The sequence below is a fragment of the Caballeronia arvi genome (genome assembly GCF_001544695.2).
Classification (GTDB): domain Bacteria; phylum Pseudomonadota; class Gammaproteobacteria; order Burkholderiales; family Burkholderiaceae; genus Caballeronia; species Caballeronia arvi.
The window spans coordinates 63763-87859 of the sequence record NZ_FCOM02000021.1; the positions used below are offsets into that span (position 1 = coordinate 63763).

Annotated in this window: 11 protein-coding genes; 6 read left to right on the forward strand and 5 right to left on the reverse strand. The window is 66.1% G+C overall.

The genetic code is table 11. The features are described 5' to 3' along the window. Positions 1–142 precede the first annotated feature (142 nt). Genes AWB74_RS22555 through AWB74_RS22575 form a run of 5 tightly spaced genes read left to right on the forward strand, consistent with a single transcriptional unit; the run spans position 143 to position 18030 of the window. The gene (locus AWB74_RS22555) at positions 143–1429 is read left to right on the forward strand and encodes an NtaA/DmoA family FMN-dependent monooxygenase (RefSeq protein ID WP_061148973.1); all 1287 of its coding nucleotides are present in this window, start codon (positions 143–145) and stop codon (positions 1427–1429) included. Continuing rightward, a complete protein-coding gene (locus AWB74_RS22560) occupies positions 1395–14648 on the forward strand; it encodes a non-ribosomal peptide synthetase (RefSeq protein ID WP_061148945.1) in 13254 nt (4417 codons plus the stop codon). The genes AWB74_RS22555 and AWB74_RS22560 overlap by 35 nt, the downstream gene beginning before the upstream one ends. Further along, positions 14641–16161, forward strand: coding sequence for a 4-hydroxyphenylacetate 3-hydroxylase N-terminal domain-containing protein (locus AWB74_RS22565; protein WP_087039150.1), 1521 nt, complete (start codon positions 14641–14643; stop codon positions 16159–16161). Before AWB74_RS22560 ends, AWB74_RS22565 begins: the two co-directional genes overlap by 8 nt. A 13-nt stretch (positions 16162–16174) precedes the next feature. Then, on the forward strand, positions 16175–16378 hold the full coding sequence (locus tag AWB74_RS22570) for an MbtH family protein (RefSeq protein ID WP_061148947.1): 204 nt from the start codon (positions 16175–16177) through the stop codon (positions 16376–16378). A gap of 20 nt (positions 16379–16398) precedes the next feature. Then, positions 16399–18030: a cyclic peptide export ABC transporter gene (locus AWB74_RS22575; RefSeq protein ID WP_061148948.1), complete on the forward strand. Its 1632-nt coding sequence runs from the start codon at positions 16399–16401 to the stop codon at positions 18028–18030. 38 nt (positions 18031–18068) lie between these two features. Here AWB74_RS22575 and AWB74_RS22580 read toward each other — a convergent pair whose 3' ends face one another. The 3 genes from AWB74_RS22580 to AWB74_RS22590 form a co-directional block, all read right to left on the reverse strand. Further along, positions 18069–19280, reverse strand: a complete 1212-nt coding sequence (locus AWB74_RS22580; RefSeq protein ID WP_061148949.1) for a M24 family metallopeptidase — start codon at positions 19278–19280, stop codon at positions 18069–18071. Between the two features lie 120 nt (positions 19281–19400). Then, the gene (locus AWB74_RS22585) at positions 19401–20204 is read right to left on the reverse strand and encodes a gamma-glutamylcyclotransferase family protein (RefSeq protein ID WP_061148950.1); all 804 of its coding nucleotides are present in this window, start codon (positions 20202–20204) and stop codon (positions 19401–19403) included. Between the two features lie 29 nt (positions 20205–20233). Then, positions 20234–21115 (reverse strand): hypothetical protein, encoded by an 882-nt coding sequence (locus tag AWB74_RS22590; RefSeq protein WP_061148951.1) that lies wholly within the window; start codon positions 21113–21115, stop codon positions 20234–20236. Positions 21116–21266: 151 nt separating this feature from the next. On the opposite strand from AWB74_RS22590, the gene AWB74_RS22595 reads away from it, so the two are divergent. Further along, positions 21267–21614 carry a superinfection immunity protein gene (locus tag AWB74_RS22595; RefSeq protein WP_235024654.1) on the forward strand — a complete coding sequence of 116 codons (348 nt, stop codon included), beginning with the start codon at positions 21267–21269 and terminating at the stop codon, positions 21612–21614. 55 nt (positions 21615–21669) lie between these two features. Here AWB74_RS22595 and AWB74_RS22600 read toward each other — a convergent pair whose 3' ends face one another. Both AWB74_RS22600 and AWB74_RS22605 read right to left on the reverse strand, forming a co-directional pair. Then, the gene (locus tag AWB74_RS22600; protein WP_061148952.1) at positions 21670–22512 is read right to left on the reverse strand and encodes an IclR family transcriptional regulator; all 843 of its coding nucleotides are present in this window, start codon (positions 22510–22512) and stop codon (positions 21670–21672) included. Positions 22513–22549: 37 nt separating this feature from the next. Next, a complete protein-coding gene (locus AWB74_RS22605; RefSeq protein ID WP_061148953.1) occupies positions 22550–24094 on the reverse strand; it encodes an AMP-binding protein in 1545 nt (514 codons plus the stop codon). Positions 24095–24097 lie beyond the last annotated feature (3 nt).

Here is a 24097-nt window from a genome sequence, read left to right on the forward strand (position 1 = left end):
CAGAAAAATCGGTGACTACCAGCAAAATACCAGCAAAAAGGTGGTGTCGCATGTTCGTGAAAAACTCCGGCGGAATGCATTCCATCGAGGCGTTACAAACGTGTGACATGCCGACAGGGCTAGCGCCGTGACGCGCCCGCGCATGCTTTTATCCGCCTATATCCTCGTGCCTGGCAGTCATTTTGGCGCCATGTGGCGGCATCCCTATAGCGAAACCGACTTTTGCGATCGAGCGCTCTATGAAGGCGTCGCGCGCAGCCTGGATCGCTATGGTTATGACTATGCGTTCGTGCCGGAATCGCTTGCCGCTCCCATGAGCGACGACGGCATCTGGCAAACGATGACGCGCCGCGGAGCGAGCGGCGCGATTCGTCACGATCCCGCTCTGCTCGTCTCGCCGATGATCGGCGTGACACGTCGGCTGAGGTTCACCGTCACCTTGTCGACGACCTTCATGGAGCCCTATCATATCGCCAGAATACTTAGTACACTGAATCATTTCAGCAATGGCCGCATGGCGTGGAATGTCGTGACTTCCGCCGGGGCGAGCAATGCCGTCAACTTTGCGCATCTGGCCGCGTTCGATCACGGCGATCTCTACGAGCGGGCGGAAGAAGTGCTGAGCGTGTGTCACGATCTCTGGCGTTCGTGGGACGAAGACGCGCTCGTCGCCGACAAGCAGTCGGGCATCTACGCGCGGGATGAGAAGATCCGTCAGATCGACCACAAAGGCCGTTACTTCGATGTGCGCGGCCCGCTCACCTTGCCCCGCGGTCCCACGCCCACGCTGATGGCCGCGGGTGTCTCGCCGAAAGGCCGGGATTTCGCGGCGCGCTGGGCGGAAGTCATCTTCGCCATTCAAAGCGAGCCTGCCGCGCTGCGCGAGCTGCGGGACGACGTTCGCGCGCGTGCCGAACGCATGGGACGCTCGCCGCATGACATCCGGCTGATGGCCGCCGTGCAGCCCGTCATCGGCGAGACGCGCGAGATCGCGCAAGCCCGCGCCGCGCATCTCGATACGCTGGTCGCGGCGGATTCCGCCCGAAGTTATCTGACCGCACTGCTGGGCCTCGACCTGTCCGGCGTTCCCGGCGACGCTCCCTTGGTCCCGCTGCTCGAAAGCCAGCGCAAGCGGCCCGCCGTCGATGCCGGCGGCATGGTGGCGTGGCTCGCGAAGCTGCTCGATTCCCGACCGGACGTGCAGGTCGACGAAGCCGCCATCGCGCTGTCCGGAAGCACCGGCACGCCGCGGCTCGTCGGCACGGCAACGGATATCGCGGATCAGTTGCAGGCATTGTTCGAAGACTGCTGCGACGGCTTCGTCATCACGCCGACGCACTTTCCGGGCACCTTCGAGGAATTCGGCCGAGCCGTGATCCCCGAATTGCGCGCGCGTGGACTGGTCGCAGAACATCATCAAGAAAGCTGACTGCATGGACGCGTTGACCGATTCCCTCGGAGACGGCCACGGTGAAGCGCACTGGTCAGCAGACGAGCTGACGACGCTGACCGTATGCGATCTCCTCGAACGTCAGGCGGCGCGCACGCCCGCGACGGCGGCGCTCGTCCAGGGCGCACGGCAGATGACTTATGCCGAACTGAACGTCCGCGCGAACCGCCTGGCGGACCAGCTCGCGTCGCGCGGCCTCGGTCCGGGCGATCTCGTCGCAATCGCGTTGCCGCGTTCGTTCGACATGGTGCAGGCCATTCTCGGCGTGCTCGGTTGCGGGGCTGCGTATCTGCCGCTCGATCCGGCTTATCCGCAAGACCGGCTCGCCTTCATGGCCCGCGATGCCCGGCCCGCGTGCCTCGTCACGAACAGCGCGCTCGTCGCCGAACTTGCAGAGACGGCGCAAGGCATTCCGATCCTGCATCTCGTCGATCTGCCCGGCGACGATCACGTCACGCACGGTGCGGCGCGCGCTCGCATCAGGCCGCGTCCGCAGCCGCTCGATGCGGCCTACGTCATCTACACATCGGGCTCGACGGGCCGGCCCAAAGGCGTGATCGGGCTGCATGCCGGGCTGGTCAACCGCCTTTGCTGGGCCGCCGAAACCTACGCGTTCGCGCCTGGCGAGACGGTACTCGCCAAGAGTTCGATGAGCTTCATCGACGGCGCCACGGAGTTGCTCGCCCCGCTGATCGCGGGCGCGACCGTCGCGCTCACGGATGCCACAGCCGCAAAAGACCCGTCGCTGCTCGCCGCCGATATCGCCCGTTTCGGCATCGGCCGCATCACGGTGGTGCCGAGCCTGCTCGCGGCGCTCATCGATCAGCCCGATCACGAAGCGCTGAACCGCTGTCCGCTATGGATATGCAGCGGCGAAACGCTGCCGCCCGCGCTGGCCCAGCGCTTTGCGGCCGCCGCGCCGCGCGCGCGCCTGGTGAACTTCTATGGATCGTCGGAAGCCAGTGGCGACAGCCTGCATGCCGTCGCGACCATCGGCAACGATGCGCCGATCGGCCAGCCGATCTGGAACACGTCGGCTTACGTGCTCGATGAACGCTTGCGCCGCTGTGCCGCCGGAGAGCCCGGCGAACTTTATATCGCGGGTATGGGGCTGGCGCGGGGCTATCTGGATCAGCCCGGTCTGACGGCAGAGCGCTTTCTCGCCGATCCGTTCGGGCCATCGGGTTCGCGGATGTATCGAACCGGCGACCGGGCGCGGCTGCGCGACGACGGCCACATCGAATATCTCGGCCGCGCGGACAGGCAGGTCAAGCTACGCGGCTTTCGCGTCGAGCCCGGCGAGATCGAAGCGGCGCTGTTCGCGCAGAAAGAGGTCGCGGCGGCCGCCGTGATGCCGCATGAGGATGCACCGGGCGATGCGCGGCTCATCGCCTATATCGTGCCCGCGCCGGGCTATGACGAGGCCGCCCTGCGCGCGGCGCTGGCGCGGCGGATGCCGGACTACATGCTGCCTTCTGCATTCGTCGCCGTGTCCGCGCTGCCGCTCTTGCCCAACGGCAAGCTCGACCGCGCCGCGTTGCCCGAAGCACGGCGCGAAACATTGGGCGGCCGCGCGGGCCGCACGCCGCTCGAGATCGAACTCGCGCGACTGTTCGCCGCCGTCTTGCGGATGGGGAACATCGGCGTGCGCGATGACTTCTTCGCACGCGGCGGCCATTCGCTGCTCGCCGCGCGGCTGGCGAACCAGATACGCTCGGCTTTGCAGATCGATGTCAGCGTCGGCGATGTGTTTCAGGCGCCGACGATCGAACAACTCGCCGCATTGCTCGCAGGCCGCGGCGCGCGGCGTCCGCGACTGTTGGCGGACGCTTCGCCCGAGCGCGATGCCTTATCGGCCGGTCAACAGGGCTTGTGGTTCCTGGCGCGGCTCGGGACGGGCGCGGCCGCCGCCGCATACAACCTGCCCTTTGCCTTCGATCTGACGGGACCGTGCAACGAGTCCGCACTGCGGCTCGCGCTTCGCGATGTCATCGAGAGACACGAGAGCCTGCGCACGCTCTTCCTGTATGGGGAACGCGGCTTGCACACGCATGTGCTCGCGCCCGATGAACTCGATGCACCGCTCGTCATCAGCGACGTGAGCGATGTGACGTCGACCGATCTCGAACGCCATGTCGCCCGCGAAATCCAGACGCCGTTCGATCTCGAACGCGAGATTCCCTTCAGGGCGCGCCTGCTGCGCCGGGCGCCCGATCATGCGGTCCTGGTGTTCGACTTTCATCACATCGCGTTCGACGGGGCTTCGCTCGCGCCGTTCCTGCGCGACGTGTCCGCGGCATATTCCGCCCGCGTGGCCGGCAACGCGCCGCGCTGGACACCGCTGCCGGTGCAGTACGCCGATTATGTGAACTGGCAGCGCGATCTCCTCGGTCACGCCGACGAGACCAACAGCGTCGCGCGGCGCCAGCTCGCCTACTGGCGCGACGCGCTCGCCGGGCTGCCCGACGAAATGCCCTTGCCGCGCGTGCGTGCGCGCACGGCCGATGCGATGAGCCATGCCGAACGCATCGGCGTGCACTTCGACGCGTCGTTTCACCGGCGCGCGGCGCGCTTCGCGCAGGCGCATCACGTCACGCTCTTCATGGTCTTGCAGACCGGCCTCGTGGCCGTGCTGCGGCGCTTCGGCGCGGGCGCGGACGTGGTCATCGGCACGCCGGGAGAAGGCCGTTTCGACGAGCAGCTCAAGGATCTCGTCGGCTACTTCGCGAACAGTCTGGTGCTGCGCGTCGATGCCAGCGGCGATCCGACTTTCCGCGATCTGCTGCATCGGGTGCGCGAGACCGATCTGGCTGCCTATGCCAATCAGGATGTGCCGTTCGCGAGCATCGTCGAAGCGCTGAATCCGGAGCGCTGCGACGCGCGTCATCCGCTTTTTCAGGTGGCGCTCACGCTCGAATACCGCGACGACGCGACGCTCGCGCTCGACGGCGTGACGGTCATGCCCAGAGCCGTCGCGAACGCGGCGGCGAAGTTCGATCTCGCGTTCGAGCTCACCGCGCACGGCGGCGACGATGACGATTACGGCGTCATCGAAGGCAGTCTGGAATTCGCCGCCGACCTGTTCGCGCCGGCGACGGCCCGTCGCATGGCGGCGGCGTTGCAGCGCCTGCTCGATGAGGCCATCGCCGATCCGGATATGGGCGTCGGACGTTATGCCGTGCTCGCGCCAGACGAGCAGGCCGCGATGCTCGCCTTGGGCGTGCCATCGAGACAAGGACACCGCGCGGCGCAGTCGATTCCGCAACGATTCGCCGAGATCGTCGCGCGGCAGCCGCACGCCATCGCGTTGCGTGCGGGCGATCGCGCGCTGACTTATCGCGAGCTCGATCTGATGTCGAATCGCCTCGCCCGCTGCCTCGCGAAACACGGCGTGGCGCGCGAAACGCCCGTCGCGGTCGATATGGCGCGCTCGATGGAACTGATCGTCGCGACGCTTGCCATCGTCAAGGCGGGCGGATGCTATCTGCCGCTTTATCGCGGGCAATCGATGGAGCGCCGGCAACGCATGCTCGCCGACACGCGCACCGTGCTCGTGCTGCACGACGCGAACGCCGCCGAAGACTGGCCCGTGCCCGCGTTGCGTATCGAAAGCGCGCTGCTGGACGAAGGCAACGACAGCGCAGTCGACATCGATATCGCGCCTCAGGCGCTCTTCAACGTGATGTACACGTCGGGTTCGTCGGGACAGCCGAAGGGCATCGAGCTGACGCACACCGGTCTGGTCGATATGGCGCTGGATCTGCCGCACTTCGCTTCGCAGCGCGTGCTGTTCCAGTCGGCGTATGCGTTCGATGCCAGCAGCTACGAAATCTGGGGCGCGCTGCTGCGCGGCGACGAACTCGTGGTCGCCACCTGCGAGCAATTGACGCCGGCCGATCTGCGCCGCGAAATCGCCGACCATGGCGTGCATAACATGCTCCTGACGACGAGCCTCTTCAATCTGCTCGTCACGGAAGATCTGGAATGCCTGAACGGGCTGCGCGTCATCCTCACCGGCGGCGATACGGCATCGGTCGCGAGTTTTCACCGGGTCTTGCAGCGCTTCCCCGACATGATCCTGATGAACTGCTACGGCCCGACCGAAACCAGCGTGTTCGTCTCGGGTTTCCGCGCGACGCTGGAGCGGCGCTTGCAGCATCCCGTGCCGATCGGCAGGCCGCGCGAGACGGCACCGGTCCGCGTGCTCGACGACTTCCTGAACCCGTGCCCGATCGGCGTCGCGGGCGATCTGTACATCGCCGGCAATGCGCTCGCGCGCGGTTACGTCGGACAGGCGGGCCTCACGGCGGAACGCTTCGTCGCCGATCCCTACGGTGCGCCCGGCGCGCGCATGTACCGCACCGGCGATCTGGCGCGCTGGAACGAAGAGGAACAACTGGAATTCATCGGCCGTGCGGACCAGCAGGTGAAGGTCCGCGGACTGCGCGTCGAACTCGGCGAAATCGAGACCGTGCTGTCGGAGCAGCCGTCGATTCGCGCGTGCGCGGTGCTGCCGCAGCAGGACAGCGTCGCCGCGAGCCGGCTCGTGGCCTACGTCGTCGCGGACGCGGGCTACGACGAGAGCCGCGTGCGCGCGGCGCTCAGACAGCGCCTGCCCGACTACATGGTGCCGGTGGGCTTCGTCAGGCTCGACCGCTTGCCGATCACGCGCAACGGCAAGCTCGATCGCCGCGCGCTGCCCGCGTTTCAGGCGCGCACGAACGCGACGCGTCCGCCCGCCACGCCGCGCGAAGCCACGCTGGTCGAACTGTTCGCGAACGTGCTCGGTCTCACATCCGCCAGTGCCGACGACAGCTTCTTCGCGCTCGGCGGCGACAGCATCTTGTCGATTCAACTGGTGAGCCGTGCGCGCCGCGCCGGGCTGGTGCTGACGCCGGCGGAAGTGTTCCGCGAGAAAACACCGGCGGCGCTCGCCATCGTCGCGCGCGATCTGCGCGTCGTCGATCCGTCCGGCGATGCGTCGTGGCCGGGCATGCCGCCGGGCGTGGTCTCGTCCTTGCGCGCCGCCATTCCCGGTCTCACCGATGTCCTGCCGCTCGCGCCGCTTCAGGAAGGGCTGTTGTTCCACGCGATGTACGACACGTCCGCGGCCGACCCATACATCGTGCAACTGGTGCTGGCCTTCGAAGGCCATCTGGATCACGCGCGGCTGCGATACGCCGTCGGCGCGCTGGTGCAGCGGCACGAAGCGCTGAGAGTCAGCTTTCACGGCGTCGATGGCCGGGTCGCGCAGGCGTTGCACGCAACCGTCGAAATATCATGGCGCGATGTCGATCTGCGCCACGCCCCGGACCCGCGCGATGCGCTCGCGTCGTGGCTGAACGAAGACCGCAAGCGCCGCTTCGACGTGACGTCCGCGCCATTGCTGCGCGCGGCGCTCGTGCGGATGGCGCCGGGACGTCAGCGGCTGGTGCTGAGCCTGCATCATATGCTGATCGATGGCTGGTCGATGCCCGTCATCGTCGCCGAGTTGATGCGCCATTACGCGGGCGACGATCTCGGTCCCGCGCCGCCGCTGCGCGAGCAGTTCGTCTGGCTGGCGCAGCAGGATCGCGAAGCCGCGCGCCGCGCGTGGAAGCAGGCGCTGGCCGGTCTCGACGGTCCCACGCGTCTCGTCGCGAACGCGGATACCGGCTCGTCCGCCGTGCAGGAATCCGTCACCGAAAAGCTCGACGCGGAAACGACCGCGCGCCTGAAGGCGTGCGCGCGCGACCGCGGCCTGACGCTCGCCACCTTCGCGCAGGGCGCCTGGGCGATGCTGCTCGGGCACTGGACCGGACAACGGGACATCGTCTTCGGCGTGACGGCAGCCGGACGGCCCGCCGAGCTGCAGGACATCGAACGGCGCGTCGGACTTTTCATCAACACGCTGCCGCTGCGTGTCACGCTGCGCGCCGGCGAAACGGTGGCGCAACTGCTCGGACGCATCCAGCAGGATCAGTCGGCCATGCTGCCGTATCAGCACCTGGGACTGAACGAGGTGCAGGCGCTGGCGGGCCACGGCGAGCTGTTCGACACGCTCGTGGTGTTCGAGAACTATCCCGCCGCGGAGACATCGGTCGAGATCGACGGCGTCGTGCTGCAAGACATGACGATCGACGACACTACGCATTACCCCGTCAGCCTGATGGTGACGCCCGGAGCGGAACTGGAGTTGCGCATCGACCATCGCGCGGAGCGGGTCTCCGGCCACGATGCGCGCCGGCTCCTTGCGATGCTCCTGCGCATGCTGCGCGCGATGGCCGCGCAGCCCGACGGACTCGCCGCACACATCGATCTGATCGCCGACGATGAACGCGATGCCATCCGCCGATGGAACGCGACGGCGCATCCCGTCGCCCGCGACGATATCGCGACGCTCTTCAGCGCGCAGGCCGCGCGCACGCCGGATGCCATCGCGTTGACGCAGGGTTCGGCGCGTCTGACTTACCGCGAGCTAGAGCGCCGCTCGAACGCGCTGGCGCACTATCTGGCCGGTCGCGGCATCGGGCCGGAGCGCATCGTCGCGCTTACGATGAGCCGCACGCCCGACATCGTCGTCGCGATGCTCGGTGTGCTGAAGAGCGGCGCGGCTTATCTGCCCGTCGATCCGCAGTATCCGCAAGCGCGCATCGCGGCGATGCTCGCGGATGCGCGGCCAGCGCTCGTGCTCGATGCGTTGCCGCCGCTCGCGGACTGGCCGGCGGACCGGCTGCAACGTGCCATCGCGCCGGGTCATCCGGCTTATGTCATCTACACCTCCGGCTCCAGCGGTGCGCCCAAAGGCGTCGTGGTCACGCGCGCCGGCCTGCCGGGACTCGTCGATGCGCAGGCGCAGCGGTTCGGCATAACGCCGGCATCGCGGGTGCTTCAGTTCGCGTCGCTTTCGTTCGATGCGGCCGTATCGGAAATCCTCGTCACGCTGCTGCGCGGCGCGCGCCTCGTCCTCGCCGATCCGGCTTTGATGTCGGCGGAACGGATCGCCGCGCTGATCCGCGAAGAGGCCATCAGTTGCGTGACGCTGCCGCCCGCGCTGCTCGCGGTGATGGAACCCGCGTCGATTCCCCCGACGTGCGCGATCGTGACCGCGGGCGAGGCGATTTCGCCGGAGACCGCCGCGCGATGGTCGGACGGACGGCGCCTCCTCAACGCCTATGGACCGACGGAAGTCACCGTCTGCGCGACGATGAGCGACGACCTCGATGGCCCCGCGGCGCCGATCGGCCGGCCGGTCCTGAACGGCCAGATTCATGTGCTCGATGCCTGTCTGAGACCGTGCGCGATCGGCGTGAGCGGCGAAATTTATGTCGCCGGAACGGGGCTCGCGCGCGGTTACCACGCGCGTCCCGATCTGACGGCGGAGCGTTTCGTCGCCAACCCGTTCGGCGCGCCCGGCACGCGCCTTTATCGCACGGGCGATCTCGGGCGCTGGCGTGCCGATGGGCAGCTCGAATTCCTCGGGCGCGCCGATCAGCAGATCAAGCTGCGCGGCTTTCGCATCGAGCCGGGCGAGATCGAGGCGGCGCTCGCGAAGGAAGACGGCGTGCGCGCCTGCGCCGTGGCCGTGCGCGACAGGCGGCTCGTCGCGTATATCGTGCCGGCCGCCGCGTTCGATGCGCGCTCGCTGCGCGCGTCCGTGTCGCGGCGTCTGCCTGAGTACATGGTGCCGGCGTCGATCGTCGAACTGGAGGCGCTACCGCTCACGCCGAACGGCAAGCTCGATCGCCGTGCGCTGCCGTCGCCGGCGCGCGAGGCATCGGCGCCGCGTGTGCCTGCTTCGGACCGCGGAACGCTGATCGCGCGCCTCTTCGCCGAAGTTCTCGAATGCGGCGACGTGCAGCCGGACGACAGCTTCTTCGCGCTCGGCGGAGACAGCATCCTGTCGATCCGCTTCGTGAGCCGCGCGCGCAGCGCCGGCCTCGACCTCAGCCCCGCCGATGTCTTCCGGCACAAGACGCCAGCCGCGCTCGCGCAGATCGCCGGGATCATCGCGGGCACGCGTGGCGCGGCGGCATCGCTGCACGACGATGCGACGGGGCGCGTGCCCGCCACGCCGATCATGCGCTGGCTCGGCGAGCGTGGCGGCCCGATGACGGCGTTCAGCCAGTCGATGCTCGTCGCCTTGCCGGCGGGCGTGGACCGCACGACGCTTGCCCAGGCGTTGCAGGCGGTGATCGCGCGGCACGCGCTTTTGCGGGCTCGCCTCGTCGATGACGAACTCGATGCCGGTTCCGTAACCGTCGATGCGGACACGCTGTTGCACACCATCGACGCGCGACGGCTCACCGATACCGACATCGAGCGCGAAGCCGCCCGTGAGCGCGAACGCGCCGAGAACTGGCTCGCGCCGCAGCACGGACGGCTAGTGCGCGCCGCCTGGTTCGACCGTGGCGACGTCACGGGGCGTCTCCTGCTGACAGTGCATCACTACGTCGTGGATGGCGTGTCGTGGCGCATTCTGCTCGATGATCTCGCGCAGGCTCACGATCTCGCGTCGAACGGACAGCCGCCCGCTTTGCCGCCCGTGCCGACATCCTTCCGACGCTGGGCGCGCCATCTGCACGACGAGGCGCATACGGCACGGCGTGTCGCCGAGGCGCAGCGCTGGCGTCGGATCGTGTCCGCGCCGGACATGTTGCCCGGCACGCGGCCGCTCGAACCGACCGACACTTTCGCGACCGCCCGACGCGTGAGCCTGCGGCTCGATGCGGCCACCACATCGCGCCTGCTCGGCGTCATCCCGGCGCTGTTTCACGGCGGCGTCAACGATGTGCTCATTGCGGGCTACGCGCTCGCCGTGTCCGGCTGGCGCAACGGTGCGCGCTCCGTCCTGCTCGATCTCGAAGGACACGGCCGCGAGCCGGGCGACAGCGGTCTGGACCTGTCGCAGACGGTCGGCTGGTTCACCTGCATGTATCCCGTGCTTATCGACGTCGAAAGCGATGCGGTGCCCGGCGCGCTGGTGAAGCGCGTCAAGGAAACGCTGCGCGCCCTGCCCGACAACGGCATCGGCTACGGGCTGCTCCGCTACCTCAACGCGTCGACCGCCGAAGATTTGCGCGGCGCGCGTGCGCAACTGTCGTTCAATTATCTCGGCCGCTTCGGACGGTCCGGCGGCGCGTGGTCGCCGCTCCACGGCTTGTCGTTCGAAGGCGGCGACGCTCCCGATGCGCCCTTGTCCCATGCGATCGCACTCGATGCGCAAGTGATCGAAGACGACGACGGTCCGCGCCTCCACGCGCACTGGACCTTCGCCGGCGCCCTGTTCGACGACGCCGCCATCCGCGAACTCGCCCAGCGCTGGTTCGACGCGCTGCGCGAGATCGCCACGCTCGAATCCGGCGGGCTCACGCCGTCCGACATTTGCGCCGGTCTCACGCAGTCCGAGATCGATGCAATCGAGGCCGTAACGCCCGGCGTGCAGGACATCCTGCCGCTCTTGCCTTTGCAAGAGGGATTGCTGTTCCATTCGCGGTTCGACGCAGCCGGTCCCGATCCCTACATCGCGCAACTTTCGCTGACGCTCGATGGGCCGCTCGACAGCGCTCGCCTGCGGGCCGCGGCGGATGCGCTGCTCGCGCGTCACGAAGCGTTGCGGACCGGCATCCGGACGATCGGTGGCCGGCCGGTTCAGGTGATCGCCGCCGCGCCCGCTGCGCCGTGGCGTGAGATGGATGTATCGGCCGAGACCGATGTGGCGGCGGCGCTGTCGGCGATTCTGGCGTCGGAGCGCGAACGCCGGTTCGATGTCGAGCGGCCGCCGCTGCTGCGCTTCGTGCTCGTCAGGACCGGCCCGCGACAGCATCGGCTCATCATGAGCAACCATCATCTGCTGCTGGATGGCTGGTCGATGCCCGTCGTCGTGTCCGATCTGATGGCGCTCTATGCCGGCGAAACGCTGAGCCGCAGCCTGCCGTTGCGCGATCAGCACGCATGGCTCGCACGCCAGGACACGGCGGCGGCACGCGCTGCGTGGCGCGATGCGCTGCATGGGCTGGACGGCCCGACGCGGCTCGCCGGCCCCGCATCGGCCGCGCATGCACGGGATGTGCACACGGCGCACATCGATCTGTCCGAAGAACTCAGCGGCAGGCTGTCCGCCCTCGCGCAACGCTACGGCGCGACGCTGAGCACGATCCTTCAGGCGTGCTGGGCCGTGCTGCTCGCAAGGCTCACGGGACGCGACGACATCGCGTTCGGCATTACCGTTTCCGGCCGTCCCGCCGAGTTGCCGGATATCGAGCGGCGCGTGGGCCTCTTCATCAACACGGTGCCGCTGAGAGTCCGACTCGATCCGCGCGAACGCTGGTCTGCTCTCTTTTGCCGCATGCAGGCGAGTCACGCGGATCTGCTGACGCATCAGCACCTCGGCCTGACCGACATCTTGGCGTCGTCGGGCCACGGCGAATTGTTCGACACGCTGCTGATCGTCGAGAACTATCCGATGGCCGCCCGGCACGTCGATAAAGCGTCGGACGGCGTTGCGATCAGCGGCATCGACGGATACGACGGCACGCACTATCCGGTGACGCTCGTCGCGATTCCGGGAAAGCGTCTGGCGCTGCGTCTGGACTATCGCGGCGACGCGCACTCGTCGCCCGCGCCGCCCGCCCTGTTGGACAGGCTCGTCCATCTGCTGGAGCGCGTCGCTGAAACGCCGGAGAACGCGATCGCGAGCGGCGATCTGCTGGCATCGGCGGAAGCGCAACGGCTGCGCGCGTGGAACGACACGATCCGCGCAACGCCCGATCACGACATCGCGAAACTGGTCTCGCAGCAGGCGCGCCGCAAGCCCGATGCCGTCGCCGTCGAGCAGGGCGAGCATCGCTTGACGTATGCCGAAATCGAACGGCGCTCGAATGATCTGGCGCGCATGCTGAATGCGCGAGGCATCGGCGCGGACGATCTGGTCGCGCTGACCTTGCCGCGCACGCCGGAAATCGTCGTCGCGATGCTCGGCGTGCTCAAAAGCGGCGCGGCTTTCCTGCCGATCGATCCGAACTATCCGCAGGCGCGCATCGCGGCCATGCTCGCCGATGCGAAGCCGTCGCTGACCCTCGACCGCCTGCCGGCGCATGACGTCAGCGATCCGTCACGCAACGCGCCCATGCCTTCGACGCGCGGGCACGGTCTCGCCTACGCGATCTACACGTCCGGCTCCACCGGCACGCCGAAGGGCGTCGCCGTGACGCGCGCCGGACTCGCCAACCTGCTCGCGTCGATGCAGGAGCGCATCGGCTTCGCGGCTGGCGACCGCATGCTCGCTGTGACGACGCTCGGCTTCGACATCGCGTGTCTCGAGTTGCTCGGCCCGCTGCTGGCGGGAGCGACGATCGTGCTCGCCGCCGCCGATGACGTGCAGAATCCGCGGCGTCTCGCGCGCCTCGCTCGCGACTCCCGCGCCAGCGTGATGCAGGCGACGCCCACCCTCTGGGACGCGTTGCTCGGCGAAACCAGTGAGCGAACCGCCTTCAGACTGGCGCTCGCAGGCGGCGAAGCGCTGTCCGCGCATCTCGCGAAGCGTCTGCAGGCGCACGCGCGCCGCGTCATCAACGTCTACGGGCCGACGGAAACCACGGTGTGGTCGACGTCGAGTGAACTCGCGGGCGCGGAACCGTCCATCGGACGGCCGCTCTGGAACACGCGCGTCTACGTGCTCGACCGCTGGCTCGGCCGTTGTCCGCCGGACACGGTGGGCGAGCTGTACATCGCGGGGCGCGGGCTCGCGCGCGGGTATATCGGCCGAGCGGATCTGACCGCGGAGCGCTTCATCGCGGACCCTCATGGCGAACCGGGCGACCGCATGTACCGCACCGGCGATCTCGCGCGCTGGTCCGTCGATGGCGAATTGCAATGCCTCGGCCGATCGGATCATCAGGTGAAGATTCGCGGCTTTCGCGTCGAGCCCGGCGAAGTCGAAGCGGCGTTGCGCGCGCAGGAACACGTCCACGACTGTGCCGTCGCGATGATGAACGGGCAACTCATCGCGTATCTCGTCGCCGATACCGGATTCGACGAAGCCGCCGCGCGCGCCGCCCTCGCCCGCAACCTGCCCGGCCACATGATTCCCGCGATATTTACGACGCTCGACCACCTTCCCGTGACGCTGAACGGCAAGCTCGATCGCGCCGCGCTGCCCGCGCCCGAACGCGCGCCGCGCCGCTTCCAGACGCCGCGCACCGCACGCGAAGCGGAACTGGCGCATCTATTTGCGGAAGCGCTCCAGCTCGACACCGTATCGATCGACGATAACTTCTTCGCGCTCGGCGGACACTCGCTGCGCGCGGCACGCCTCGTCAATCGCATCCGCGATCGCATGGGCGCAGATCTCGGCATCCGCGCGCTGTTCGAAGCGCCGACTGTCGCGCTGCTCGGCGAACGGCTGGGTCAGCATCGCGCGTCCGATGCGCTCGCGCCCCTCCTTCCGCTGCAGCACGCGACGGCCACCGCGCCGCTCTTTTGCGTGCATCCCGGCTACGGCCTGAGCTGGTGCTATGCGACGCTGATTCCGCATATCGGCGTCGATGTGCCGTTGTACGGGCTGCAATCGCCGATCCTCAGCGGGGAAACCGCGCCGCCTTCAGTCGCCGGACTCGCCGATCGATATATCGCGCATATCCGCACGATCCAGCCGCGCGGTCCGTATCGCCTGATGGGATGGTCGTTCGGCGGACTCGTCGCGCATCGGATCGCGTCGAGCCTGGAAGCTCAGGGCGAGACCGTCGCGCATGTCGTGCTGCTCGACAGTCATCTGATACGCGATGCGCGGCACGAACCGCCCACGCCACTCACGCATCTTCAAAACGTGCTGGCGATGATCGGCTATCCGCACGGCGACGCATCGCACGACGTGTTGCGATGGGACCGCGTGATGGCGCATATGCGCGCCATCGAAAGTCCGCTCGCGCACATTCCCGAAAGCGCGCTGCCAGCGCTGGTCGACGCCACCGCGTGCCACGCGTCGCTCGCAGCGTCGTTCCGCCCGGCGCCGCTCAGTGCGCCGATAACCTACGTGCGCGCCGCGGCGTTGCCGGGCGCCGACGCTTCGCTACAGCAATGGCGCGCGAGTGCACGCGGCGCGCTCGACGTGATCGACGTGCCGTACGAACACGACCACATGATGCGGGCCGACGCGCTCGCCGTCATCGGGCCGATCATTCGTGATCTCTTTGCCAAACGGGTGAGCCACAGTGAATGAGCTATCGCGGCATCTGGCAGCGCGGCCCCTGACCGGCCGTGCCTTCATGGACAGCTTGCAGGACGGACGCGAGGTCTTCTTCAACGGCGAGCGGATCGACGATATCGCCGTGCATCCGGCCTTTCGCAACAGCGCGCGCTCGCTGGCCCGTCTCTACGATGCGCTGCACGATCCCGCGCACCGGTCCGAGCTGACGTGCGCGACGGACACGGGCAACGACGGCTACACGCATCGTTATTTCCGGCATGCGAGAAGCGCGGACGATCTCGTCGGACAGCAACAGGCCATCGCGGGCTGGGCGCGGCTCACGTATGGCTGGATGGGACGCACGCCGGACTACAAGGCGTCGATCATGAATACGCTCGACATCAACGCCGACTATTACGGCGCGTATGCCGACAACGCGCGGCAATGGCACAAGCTCGCGCAGGAAAACGTGCCGTTCCTGAACCATGCGCTCGCCAATCCGCCGATCGATCGCGCGCAGCCGGACAAGGCACAGGACGTCTACATTCACATCGACGAAGAGACCGACGGCGGTCTCGTGATTTCGGGCGCGAAGGTCGTTGCGACGTCGGCAGCGTTCACGCACTACACGTTTCTGAGCCATCACGCGGGCATCGCGAAGAGCGACAAGAGCCGCGCCGTCATGTTCTTCACGCCGATGAATGCGCCCGGCCTGAAGCTGATCTGCCGCAACTCCTACGAGTATCAGGCGACGCAATGCTCCAGCCCGTTCGACTCGCCGCTCAGCTCGCGCTTCGACGAGAACGACGCCATCCTGATTCTCGATCGCGTGTTCGTTCCGTGGGAAAACGTGCTGAGTCACGGCGTCGATGCGACGCTGCCGGATTTTCCGGTCGCGTCCGGATTCATGCACGGCACGAGCTTTCACGGCTGCACGCGTTTTGCCGTGAAGCTCGACTTTCTCGCGGGGCTGTTGTCGAAGGCGCTGCACGTCACGAGCGGCGACGAGTTCCGCGGCAATCAGGTGATGCTCGGCGAAGTCATCGCGCTGCGTCACATGTTCTGGTCCCTGTCCAACACGATGGCGCGCCAGCCCGATCGCTGGGTTCACGGCGCGGTGCTGCCGAACTTGCATGCGGCGCTTGCCTATCGCACGCTCGCGCCCGATGCCTATGGACGCATCAAGGAGATCGTGCACAAGATCGTCGCGTCCGCGCTGATCTATCTGCCCTCATCCACGCGCGACTTCGACAATCCCGACATCGACCGGTATCTGTCCCGTTACGTGCGCGGCTCGAACGGCATCGGCCACAGGGAGCGCATCAAGCTGATGAAGCTGATGTGGGACGCGGTCGGCACGGAGTTCGCGGGGCGTCACGAACTATACGAACGCAATTACATGGGCAGCCACGAAGAAGTTAAGGTGCATCTGCAAGCGATGGCGTCGGCGGATGGCTCGCTCGCGCAGATGACGGATCTGGTCGACCGGTGCCTGGCCGACTACGATGAGACCGGATGGGTCAATCCTGTCTGGAAAACGCCGTGAACACGAGGACGAGATGAATCCTTTCGACGATGAAACCGGCGAGTTCCTCGTGCTGCGCAATGACGAAGGGCAGCATTCGCTATGGCCGTCGTTCGCGCCGGTGCCCGCGGGATGGGAGAGCGTGTTCGGCGTGGCGGCGCGCGCGGCGTGCGTGGCCTATATCAACGAGAACTGGACCGACATCCGGCCAGCGAGCCTGCGGCGCGACGCGCCGTAGCACGGAGACCGCAAGCACACATGAAATTCATCAAGCTCCTGTTCGCCGAGGCTAAACGCGGCCACGTCCCCCTGCTGCTGGCCTCGACGCTGCCGGGCGTGATGATGTCCGGCGTGATCGCACTGGTCACGACCGTCGCGAACTACGATCAGTCGAAGGGACCGAATATCTATCTGATGGGGTTCTTCATCATCGCCAGCGTCGCGCTGCTGCTGGCGATGAACTATGCGCTGAACGCAACGACCGTCGTCATTTCGAACTTCATCCTGCAGAAGCGTCTGAACATCGCGCGGGCGGTGCGGTCGCTGGACCTGGAGGCGTATGAAAACATCGGCCCCATTCGCGTCGATTACGCCATCGGCCGGGACTTGCAGACCATCGAGGAAGCCGCGCCGACCGTCATCGTGCTGATCTATTTCGTCACGCAGTTATTGTCTTCCGCGCTTTATATCGGCTATCTGTCGCTGATTGCGTTCGCGATTACGCTGCTGTTTCTCAGCGTCGCGACGTTCTTTTATCGCAGCAGCTATGCGTATGCGGAAGCGCTCTCGAAGGAAGCGACGGAACTCGAAAGCGCTTTTCGTTCGAGCTTCGATCATCTATTGCGCGGCTTTCGCGAGATCAAGATGAATGCGCGCCGCGACACCGATCTCTTCGATAACTACATCGTGCAGCGCGCGCTCGCCGTGCAGGATCTGCGCGTGAGTTCGGGGCGCGGCTTCAATCGCGGCCAGACGCTGAGCGATGCGTTCTTCTACGGCCTGCTCGGCTGCATGGTGTTTCTGACGCCCTACTACATCAGCGACACATCGACGCCCGCGAAGATCATTCTCGTCATCGTGTTTTCCGGCGGCGCCATCGCCAGTCTGATTCAGGCATTGCCCGCGGTGTCGCGCGCCGATCTCGCCGTCGACCGGCTCGATGCGCTCGAAGGCGAACTCGATCAGGCGAAACGCGCGGCCGAAGCGGGCGCGGGCGGCAACAAGGCGGAACTGGTGCACGGCATCACGCTGAGCGGCGTGAGCTACCGCTACAAGAATGGGGACGGACAGCAAGGCTTTGCGGTCGGCCCATGCGATCTGTTCATCAAGGCGGGCGAAGTGACCTTCATCGCGGGCGGCAATGGCAGCGGCAAGTCGACGCTGATCAATCTGATCACGCAGCTCTATGCGCAGGATGCGGGCGAAGTGCGCTGGGACGCAACCACCGTCGCCGATGACAACGCGGCGGCGTATCGCCAGCTCTTTTCGGTGATCTTCTCGGACTTCCATCTGTTCGACCGTCTCTATGGACTCGACGCCGCGCATGACGATCTCGCCGACCTGATCCGTGAAATGGATCTGTCGGAGAAGGTCCATTACAAGCAGGGGCGCTTCAGCACGACGGATCTGTCGAGCGGACAACGCAAGCGCCTCGCGATGGTCAGCGCGCTCGCGGAAGGCCGGCCCGTTCTCATCTTCGATGAATGGGCCGCCGATCAGGACCCGCAGTTTCGCCGCTATTACTACGAGAAGTTGCTGCCGCGGCTGAAGGCCGCGGGGAAGACGATCATCGCTGTGAGTCATGACGACCGGTGGTTCAAGGCCGCCGACAAGGTCATCTGGATGGAGGAAGGCAAGGTGCAGCGGGTGTTGACCGCGACGGATGCGTGACGTCGCCCACATCACGCTCGTCGACCCGCAAACGCAACTCACCCACCGATGATATTGCGCTCCGGCCCGTACGGGAAACCGGTGATATTCGTCGCACCCTTTTCACCGACGACGAGAATGTCATGCTCACGATAGCCGCCAGCACCGGGCAAGCCTTGCGGCAGCATGATCATCGGTTCCATCGACACGACCATGCCGGGTTCGAGCACCGTCTCGATGTCCTCGCGCAGTTCGAGTCCCGCCTCGCGCCCGTAGTAGTGCGAGAGCACGCCGAACGAGTGGCCGTAACCGAACGTGCGGTATTGCAGGACGCCGTATTCGGCATAGATCTTGTTGAGCTCGCTGGCGATATCGCAGCAGCGCGCGCCCGGTTTGATGAGCTTCAGCCCCGCTTCATGCACCTCGACATTGATCTTCCACAGGCGAAGATGCGCGTCGGAACAGTGATCGAAGAACATCGTGCGTTCGAGCGCGGTGTAGTACCCGGCGATCATCGAGAAGCAATTCAGGCTCAGGATGTCGCCCTTCTGCACCCTGCGCGTCGTGACGGGGTTATGCGCGCCATCCGTGTTGATGCCGGACTGGAACCACGTCCAGGTGTCCATCAGCTCCGAATCGGGAAACCGCCGCGCGATCTCGCGCACCATCGCCTGCGTCGATGCCAGCGCGACTTCGTGCTCAGGCACGCCTTCATGCACTGCCGCCGCGAGCGCCGCGCCGCCCACGTCGCACACATTCGCGCCGTGTGTGATGACGTCGATCTCTTCGGCCGACTTGATCATGCGCATGCGCATCGTCTGCACGCTGATATCGACGAATTCGACAGACGGCAGCGCCGCCTTCAGCTTCGTCAGCGTTTCAACGGGAAGCTGATCGAATTCCACGCCCACGCGGCCCTTGTTGTCGATCTCCCCTTGCACTGCGCGGAAGAAGTTGTCGCGCTGCCAGTCCGTATAGACGACGTTATAGTCACCGACCGTGCGCCGCCACGGCTGACCGCCATCGATGTTCGCCGAAATCGAGACGACCTTCCCCGGCGTCACGACGAGTCCGTACTTGCGCCCGAACGAGCAATACAGAAAGTCGGCGTAGTAGTTGATGTTGTGATACGAAGTGAACAGCACCGCGTCGATGTTCTCGCGCGCCATCATGTCGCGCAGCTTGCCGTGACGGTTCGCATATTCGGCATCGGAGAACGTGTGCGTGGCCTTGTCGCCGTTCTCGATCCTGATGAGGTTCTCCATTTTCATGCGCTCTTCTCCTTTGAAGATTCGGGTGATGTGAGCGAATGTTAAGGAGCCTCGCGCTTTGGAACGTTTCCGGATTCGACACTGAACGATGCCGTTTTCGACATCGAGGGTTAACGTGATCTAACGGCCGTGCGCCTCGCGAAGACACACGTCGCCTTTGCGTTTCGCGATAGCGGCGCTCGCGGCGGCATAGTCCTCGGAGAACGCCCGTTGCGCGAAGCACGGCGCGGAGGAAGAGAGCAAGGCATCGACCGCCGCGAACTGCTTGTCGAATACCCACGGCCGGCGCGCGAGCGTGCGGTCGTTGAGCCAGTACGGACTCCAGTCCCGCGTGGTCTCGATGATCTCGCGCGCAAATTCCGGCCCGTATTCGAGTCCGCCCTCGATCACGACATCGATATACGACTCGACAAGCGGAAACCTTGCGTCCGGCGCCGGAAGCCCTTCGCCGGGCGCCTTGCCTTCCGCCTTCGGCACATAGACCCAGACCGTTCCCTGCGCCGGTAACTGCTGCCACGACACGGCCTCGATCAGCGCGCGCGGCACCTCGACGCGCACGTATCCTTTCTCGCGCGCATCGAACGCGGACATGTCGTTGCCGGCTACGGGATAGATCACGCCGTTGATCGTCATCGGCCCTTCGCCGTCGAACGGACGTCGCAGGCCGAGCGCCGTGAAGCCCGAGCGCGCGCGGTCGCTCCAGCTCCGCACATAGCCGAAGGCTGCGGAGACGCGCACCGGAATCGCCGCAACCGGCTTGGCGCTCGTCGCATTGCGTGATGGCGTGTTGATGAGCGAACCGTAGCCGAAGATGAACTGCGTCGGCTGATCGGGAATACGCGTGCCCCAGAAGTCGGCGGTCTGCGCGTGCGCCGCGGCGCCGACGAGCGACAGCGCCACAACGAATCCCCGAATCGTTGACATAGTAAGATGTCCGAATCTTATTACCTTGCTCATATGCGCCCCGGAAACCGCGCAGCAAGCGCGCTCCTGAAGCGCGCGCCGATCTTCGCGAAGCCAGCGCCGGTCGGATGCAGCTCGTTGGCCCATTCGTCGGGCGCGAGCGTGCCCTGGGTCTGGACCAGCACCATGTCGTTGGCTGGATCGCTCGCGAGCCGCTGCAACATCGCGTGGAAGTGGACGAGCATCGCCTTCACGATCAGGCTGCCGGGCGCAAGGTCCGGCCAGCCGCGATCGACGAGCGATGGCCGCAGCCACGGTCCCGCGAGATGACAGGCCCCGATGTTGGAAGGAATCGCGAAGTCGTACGCGTGCACGAAGATCGTCGCGCGCGGCGCGAACTGGTCGCGAATGCGGATCAGGTCGAGATAGGCGCTCTCGACCACGCCGAAGATATAGCCGAGACGCTGCACGTCGATGCCGCGCGCGGGATCGTTGCCGACGGCGCTCGCATCGTTGAGCCAGAAACGGAACTGGTCGCCGACCACGTCGTTGCCGCCGCCGGAAAACAGCAAGGCGTCGATGGGTCCGTTGGCCGCATCCCGCAACTGCGCGATGAGGCGGTTGCGCCGGGTCACGCCGAGGATGGTCGTGGTCGCGTCGCTGTAGTGCGCGAGCTTGAGGATCAGCGGAGCGGGCGTGCCGGTGGTCTTCAGCGCCTCCAGCACGTCCGTGGCGTGAAGCGGGTCCGGCAGCGGATAGTCGAACCAGGAATCGCCGTCGCCGAGCAGAATGAGCGGCCTGGATGCGCCGGCCTGGGCCTGAAGCGCCCTTGCCTTGAGCACCTCATGCTGATGCGCCTTCACGCGCGCCATCAAATCCTGCTGGATCTGCTCCTGCCAGCGCTCGTAGAGGTTGTTCGCCGGAACCGTCATGGTGTCTCCGTCTCCGTTGCCTTGCAGAGAGTGCGCCGATGCGCGCGCGTTCAGCGGTCATTGTACTTGCGCGAGCACGCCATATCGTCATCGGATAGCTATACTCGAAGAGCGCGCCCAAGCGTGCGACGATTCCACGGGAGCGAACATTTTGCGCGTCGTCGAGGAGATTCTGCTGGCCATCGCGGTGACCGTCGTCTATCTGCTGCCAGCGATACTGGCGGACCGGTCGAAACGCCGGTCCGTGCTGCTGCTCGCTCTATTCAACGTGCTGTTCGGCTGGACCATCATCGGCTGGTTCGCGGCGCTTTACTGGGCACTCCATCCCGAGAGCGCGAGACAGCTCGCACGCGTCGCAAGGCACAATCGACAGACATCGGCACGGCATACCATCGACGCAATCGTGTCGCGCTCGACGTCCCGGCGCGGGAATTCGGCCAGGCGCGAAACGAAACGTGAAGTGGAACGTGAAGCAGAGCGGAGTCATCGCGACGAATGAGCCGTCGTTCGGATGCCGCCGCGCGAGAGCGCTCGATTGAATCCCGGTGCGATGCCTACTCGACGCGCCGCCGCGTCGAAATGGCCGATGCCGTGGAGATCACGAGATCGGCGAAGCGTTTTTCATCGCGATCCGGCTGCCAGCGCGAGCGCGCCACCGCGATGTTCACCGCGCCGATTCCGCGTCCGCTCACGTTCGTGATGGCCGCGGCCGTCGAAATGTCGCTGACGAAGTATTCGTCTTCCGTATGCGCGTAGCCCTGCTTGCGAATCTGCGCGATGCGTTCCCTGATCTTGCGCGGCTGATACACGGTCGACGCCGTGTAGGGCACGAGATTCGTGCGCGAGAGAATGTCGTCGATTTCGCCGTCCGCGAGCGTCGCGAGAATCGCAAGGCCGGGCGCCGTGCAATAGGCGGGCAGACGCGAGCCGGTGATCACATGGGCGTTGAACACGTTGCGGCTCACGATGCGCAGCACGAACACGATGTGGGTATCGTCGAGCACGGTGAGATTGGTCGCTTCTTCCGTCTCCGATCCGAGTTGCTGAAGATACGGCGTCGCACGGCTCACGAGCTCGTTAGACGTAAGGTAGTGGTAAGTGAAGTCCAGAAGACGCGGCGACAGCTCGTATTTGCGGCTGTCCGGGTCCTTGAAGAGATAGCCCAGCGCGGACAGCGTGTACGTGAACCGCTGCGTCGCGCTCAGGTCGAAGCCGGTAATCGATGAAATTTCCGAGAGCGATAATTGCCGCTTGCTGCCGTCGAAAGCGGTGAGCACTTTCATGGCTTTCTCGACCGACTGCACGTAAAGCGACGACGCGCTCGGGTCCGCCGTTTCGCCTTGCGGCTTCGCCGCGGGAGTCTTGCGCTTGCGCGGGGCTTTGGGCTCGTCGCTCATCGGTCTTGTTGTCGTTCGGTTCGAACCGCGAATTATCTCACTGCGCGTGCACTTTCCCCAGCCGGTCCCATGCGCCCTCGATGTTGCGCGGCAACAGATGCTTCTTGATGCGCTCGCTCGCCGTCAGTTCGAAGGCCGCCACCGCGCGGTAATAGCGCGGCAACTGAAAGCTCGCGAGACGTTCGCGCGCCCAGGCGTGCATCGCTTCCCATTCGACCGGCTCGTCCTTGAACTGGACGTTGAGCAGAATGTCCTGCTCGCCGATCGCGGACGTCACGCCGATCGCAGCGCTCGCGCGAATCGCCGGATGCGCCGCGAAAATGCGCTCGATTTCCCATGCGGACACGTTCTCTCCACGCACGCGCATGCTGTCCGTCTGCCTGCCGATGAAGTACAGATCGCCCTCGGCGTCGCGGCGCGCGCGGTCGCCCGTGTGCAGCTTGCCGTTGCGCAGCGCAGCCCCGGTCGCGTCGGGGTTCTTCAGATACGTCGGCAGAAAGGTGCCGTCCACCTTGCTCGTCAACACCATTTCGCCGGCTTCGCCCTCCTCCACGGGCTGGCCGTCGGCATCGAGCAATTCGATGTCGATCCACGGCAGCGCCCGGCCGATCGAACCCGGCTTGCCGGTGGCGTTCATCGTCGCGAAGCTCGAGCATTCGGTCATGCCGTAGCACTCGCGCAGGCGCACCCTGAGACGATCCTGAATCGGCTCCCACGCCGGCGCACTCACCCCCGCGCCCCAGGCGACGCGCAACGTATGTGACGCTGGCTGCGCGTCTTCGGGCAATTGCATGAGGATGTCGAGCACGCCGCCGAGGTAGTGCAACTGCGTCGCCCCGGCGCGCTCGATCTGCGCCCAGAAATGCGATGCCGAGAATCGCGGCACCGCGCACAGCGTGACGGCCTCGAGAAACGGCAGCAGCAGCATCTGCGCCCCGCCGATATGGCATAACGGCTCCCACAGGAAAAGACGGTCGCCCGCGCGCACGTCGGCGACCTTCAGCGCCGCTTCACTCGCGATGCGCATCATGCGGTGCGTGAAGACGACGCCCTTCGGCGCGCCCGTCGTGCCCGACGTGTAAATGATGCACAGCGGATCGTGCACGCCGATGTCGGGCGTCGTGAAGCGCGCGTTCGTCTCGCTCGCATCGAAGGCGGGCAGACGCACGCGGCGCGATGCGCCACAATCGATCGACGCGGTCACGGCGTCGAAGTCGTCGTCGATCACGAAGAGTTTCGGCTCCGCATGTTGCAGCAGATATTCGAGGCCCGCCGCGCGCAGCTTCGTGTTGACCGGCACCCAGACGAGCCCGCTCAACACGAGCGCGTAGATCAGGTGGATATGCTCCGGGCTGTTGCCGAGCATCACGGCGACGCGGTCGCCCTGCCCGAGTCCGGCATCGGCGAACCAGCGCTGCAACTGCGCGATGTGCCGCGCGGCGTCCTCGCAAGTGATCGCGTGATCGTCGAAATGCACGACGGTGCGCGCGGGCGCCATGCGCAGGCCCGCCGCGAGCAACGGCACGCAATCCAGTTCGTCCTCTGCGTGACGATGAGCGAAATAGTCTGAGTAACGATGCATGTC

Excerpts from the sequence above, each read along its gene's own strand:
- AWB74_RS22555 (WP_061148973.1), top strand. The coding sequence starts at position 143 with ATGCTTTTATCCGCCTATATCCTCGTGCCTGGCAGTCATTTTGGCGCC.
- AWB74_RS22570 (WP_061148947.1), top strand. The coding sequence starts at position 16,175 with ATGAATCCTTTCGACGATGAAACCGGCGAGTTCCTCGTGCTGCGCAAT.
- AWB74_RS22575 (WP_061148948.1), top strand. The coding sequence starts at position 16,399 with ATGAAATTCATCAAGCTCCTGTTCGCCGAGGCTAAACGCGGCCACGTC.
- AWB74_RS22580 (WP_061148949.1), bottom strand. The coding sequence starts at position 19,280 with ATGAAAATGGAGAACCTCATCAGGATCGAGAACGGCGACAAGGCCACG.
- AWB74_RS22585 (WP_061148950.1), bottom strand. The coding sequence starts at position 20,204 with ATGTCAACGATTCGGGGATTCGTTGTGGCGCTGTCGCTCGTCGGCGCC.
- AWB74_RS22590 (WP_061148951.1), bottom strand. The coding sequence starts at position 21,115 with ATGACGGTTCCGGCGAACAACCTCTACGAGCGCTGGCAGGAGCAGATC.
- AWB74_RS22600 (WP_061148952.1), bottom strand. The coding sequence starts at position 22,512 with ATGAGCGACGAGCCCAAAGCCCCGCGCAAGCGCAAGACTCCCGCGGCG.
- AWB74_RS22605 (WP_061148953.1), bottom strand. The coding sequence starts at position 24,094 with ATGCATCGTTACTCAGACTATTTCGCTCATCGTCACGCAGAGGACGAA.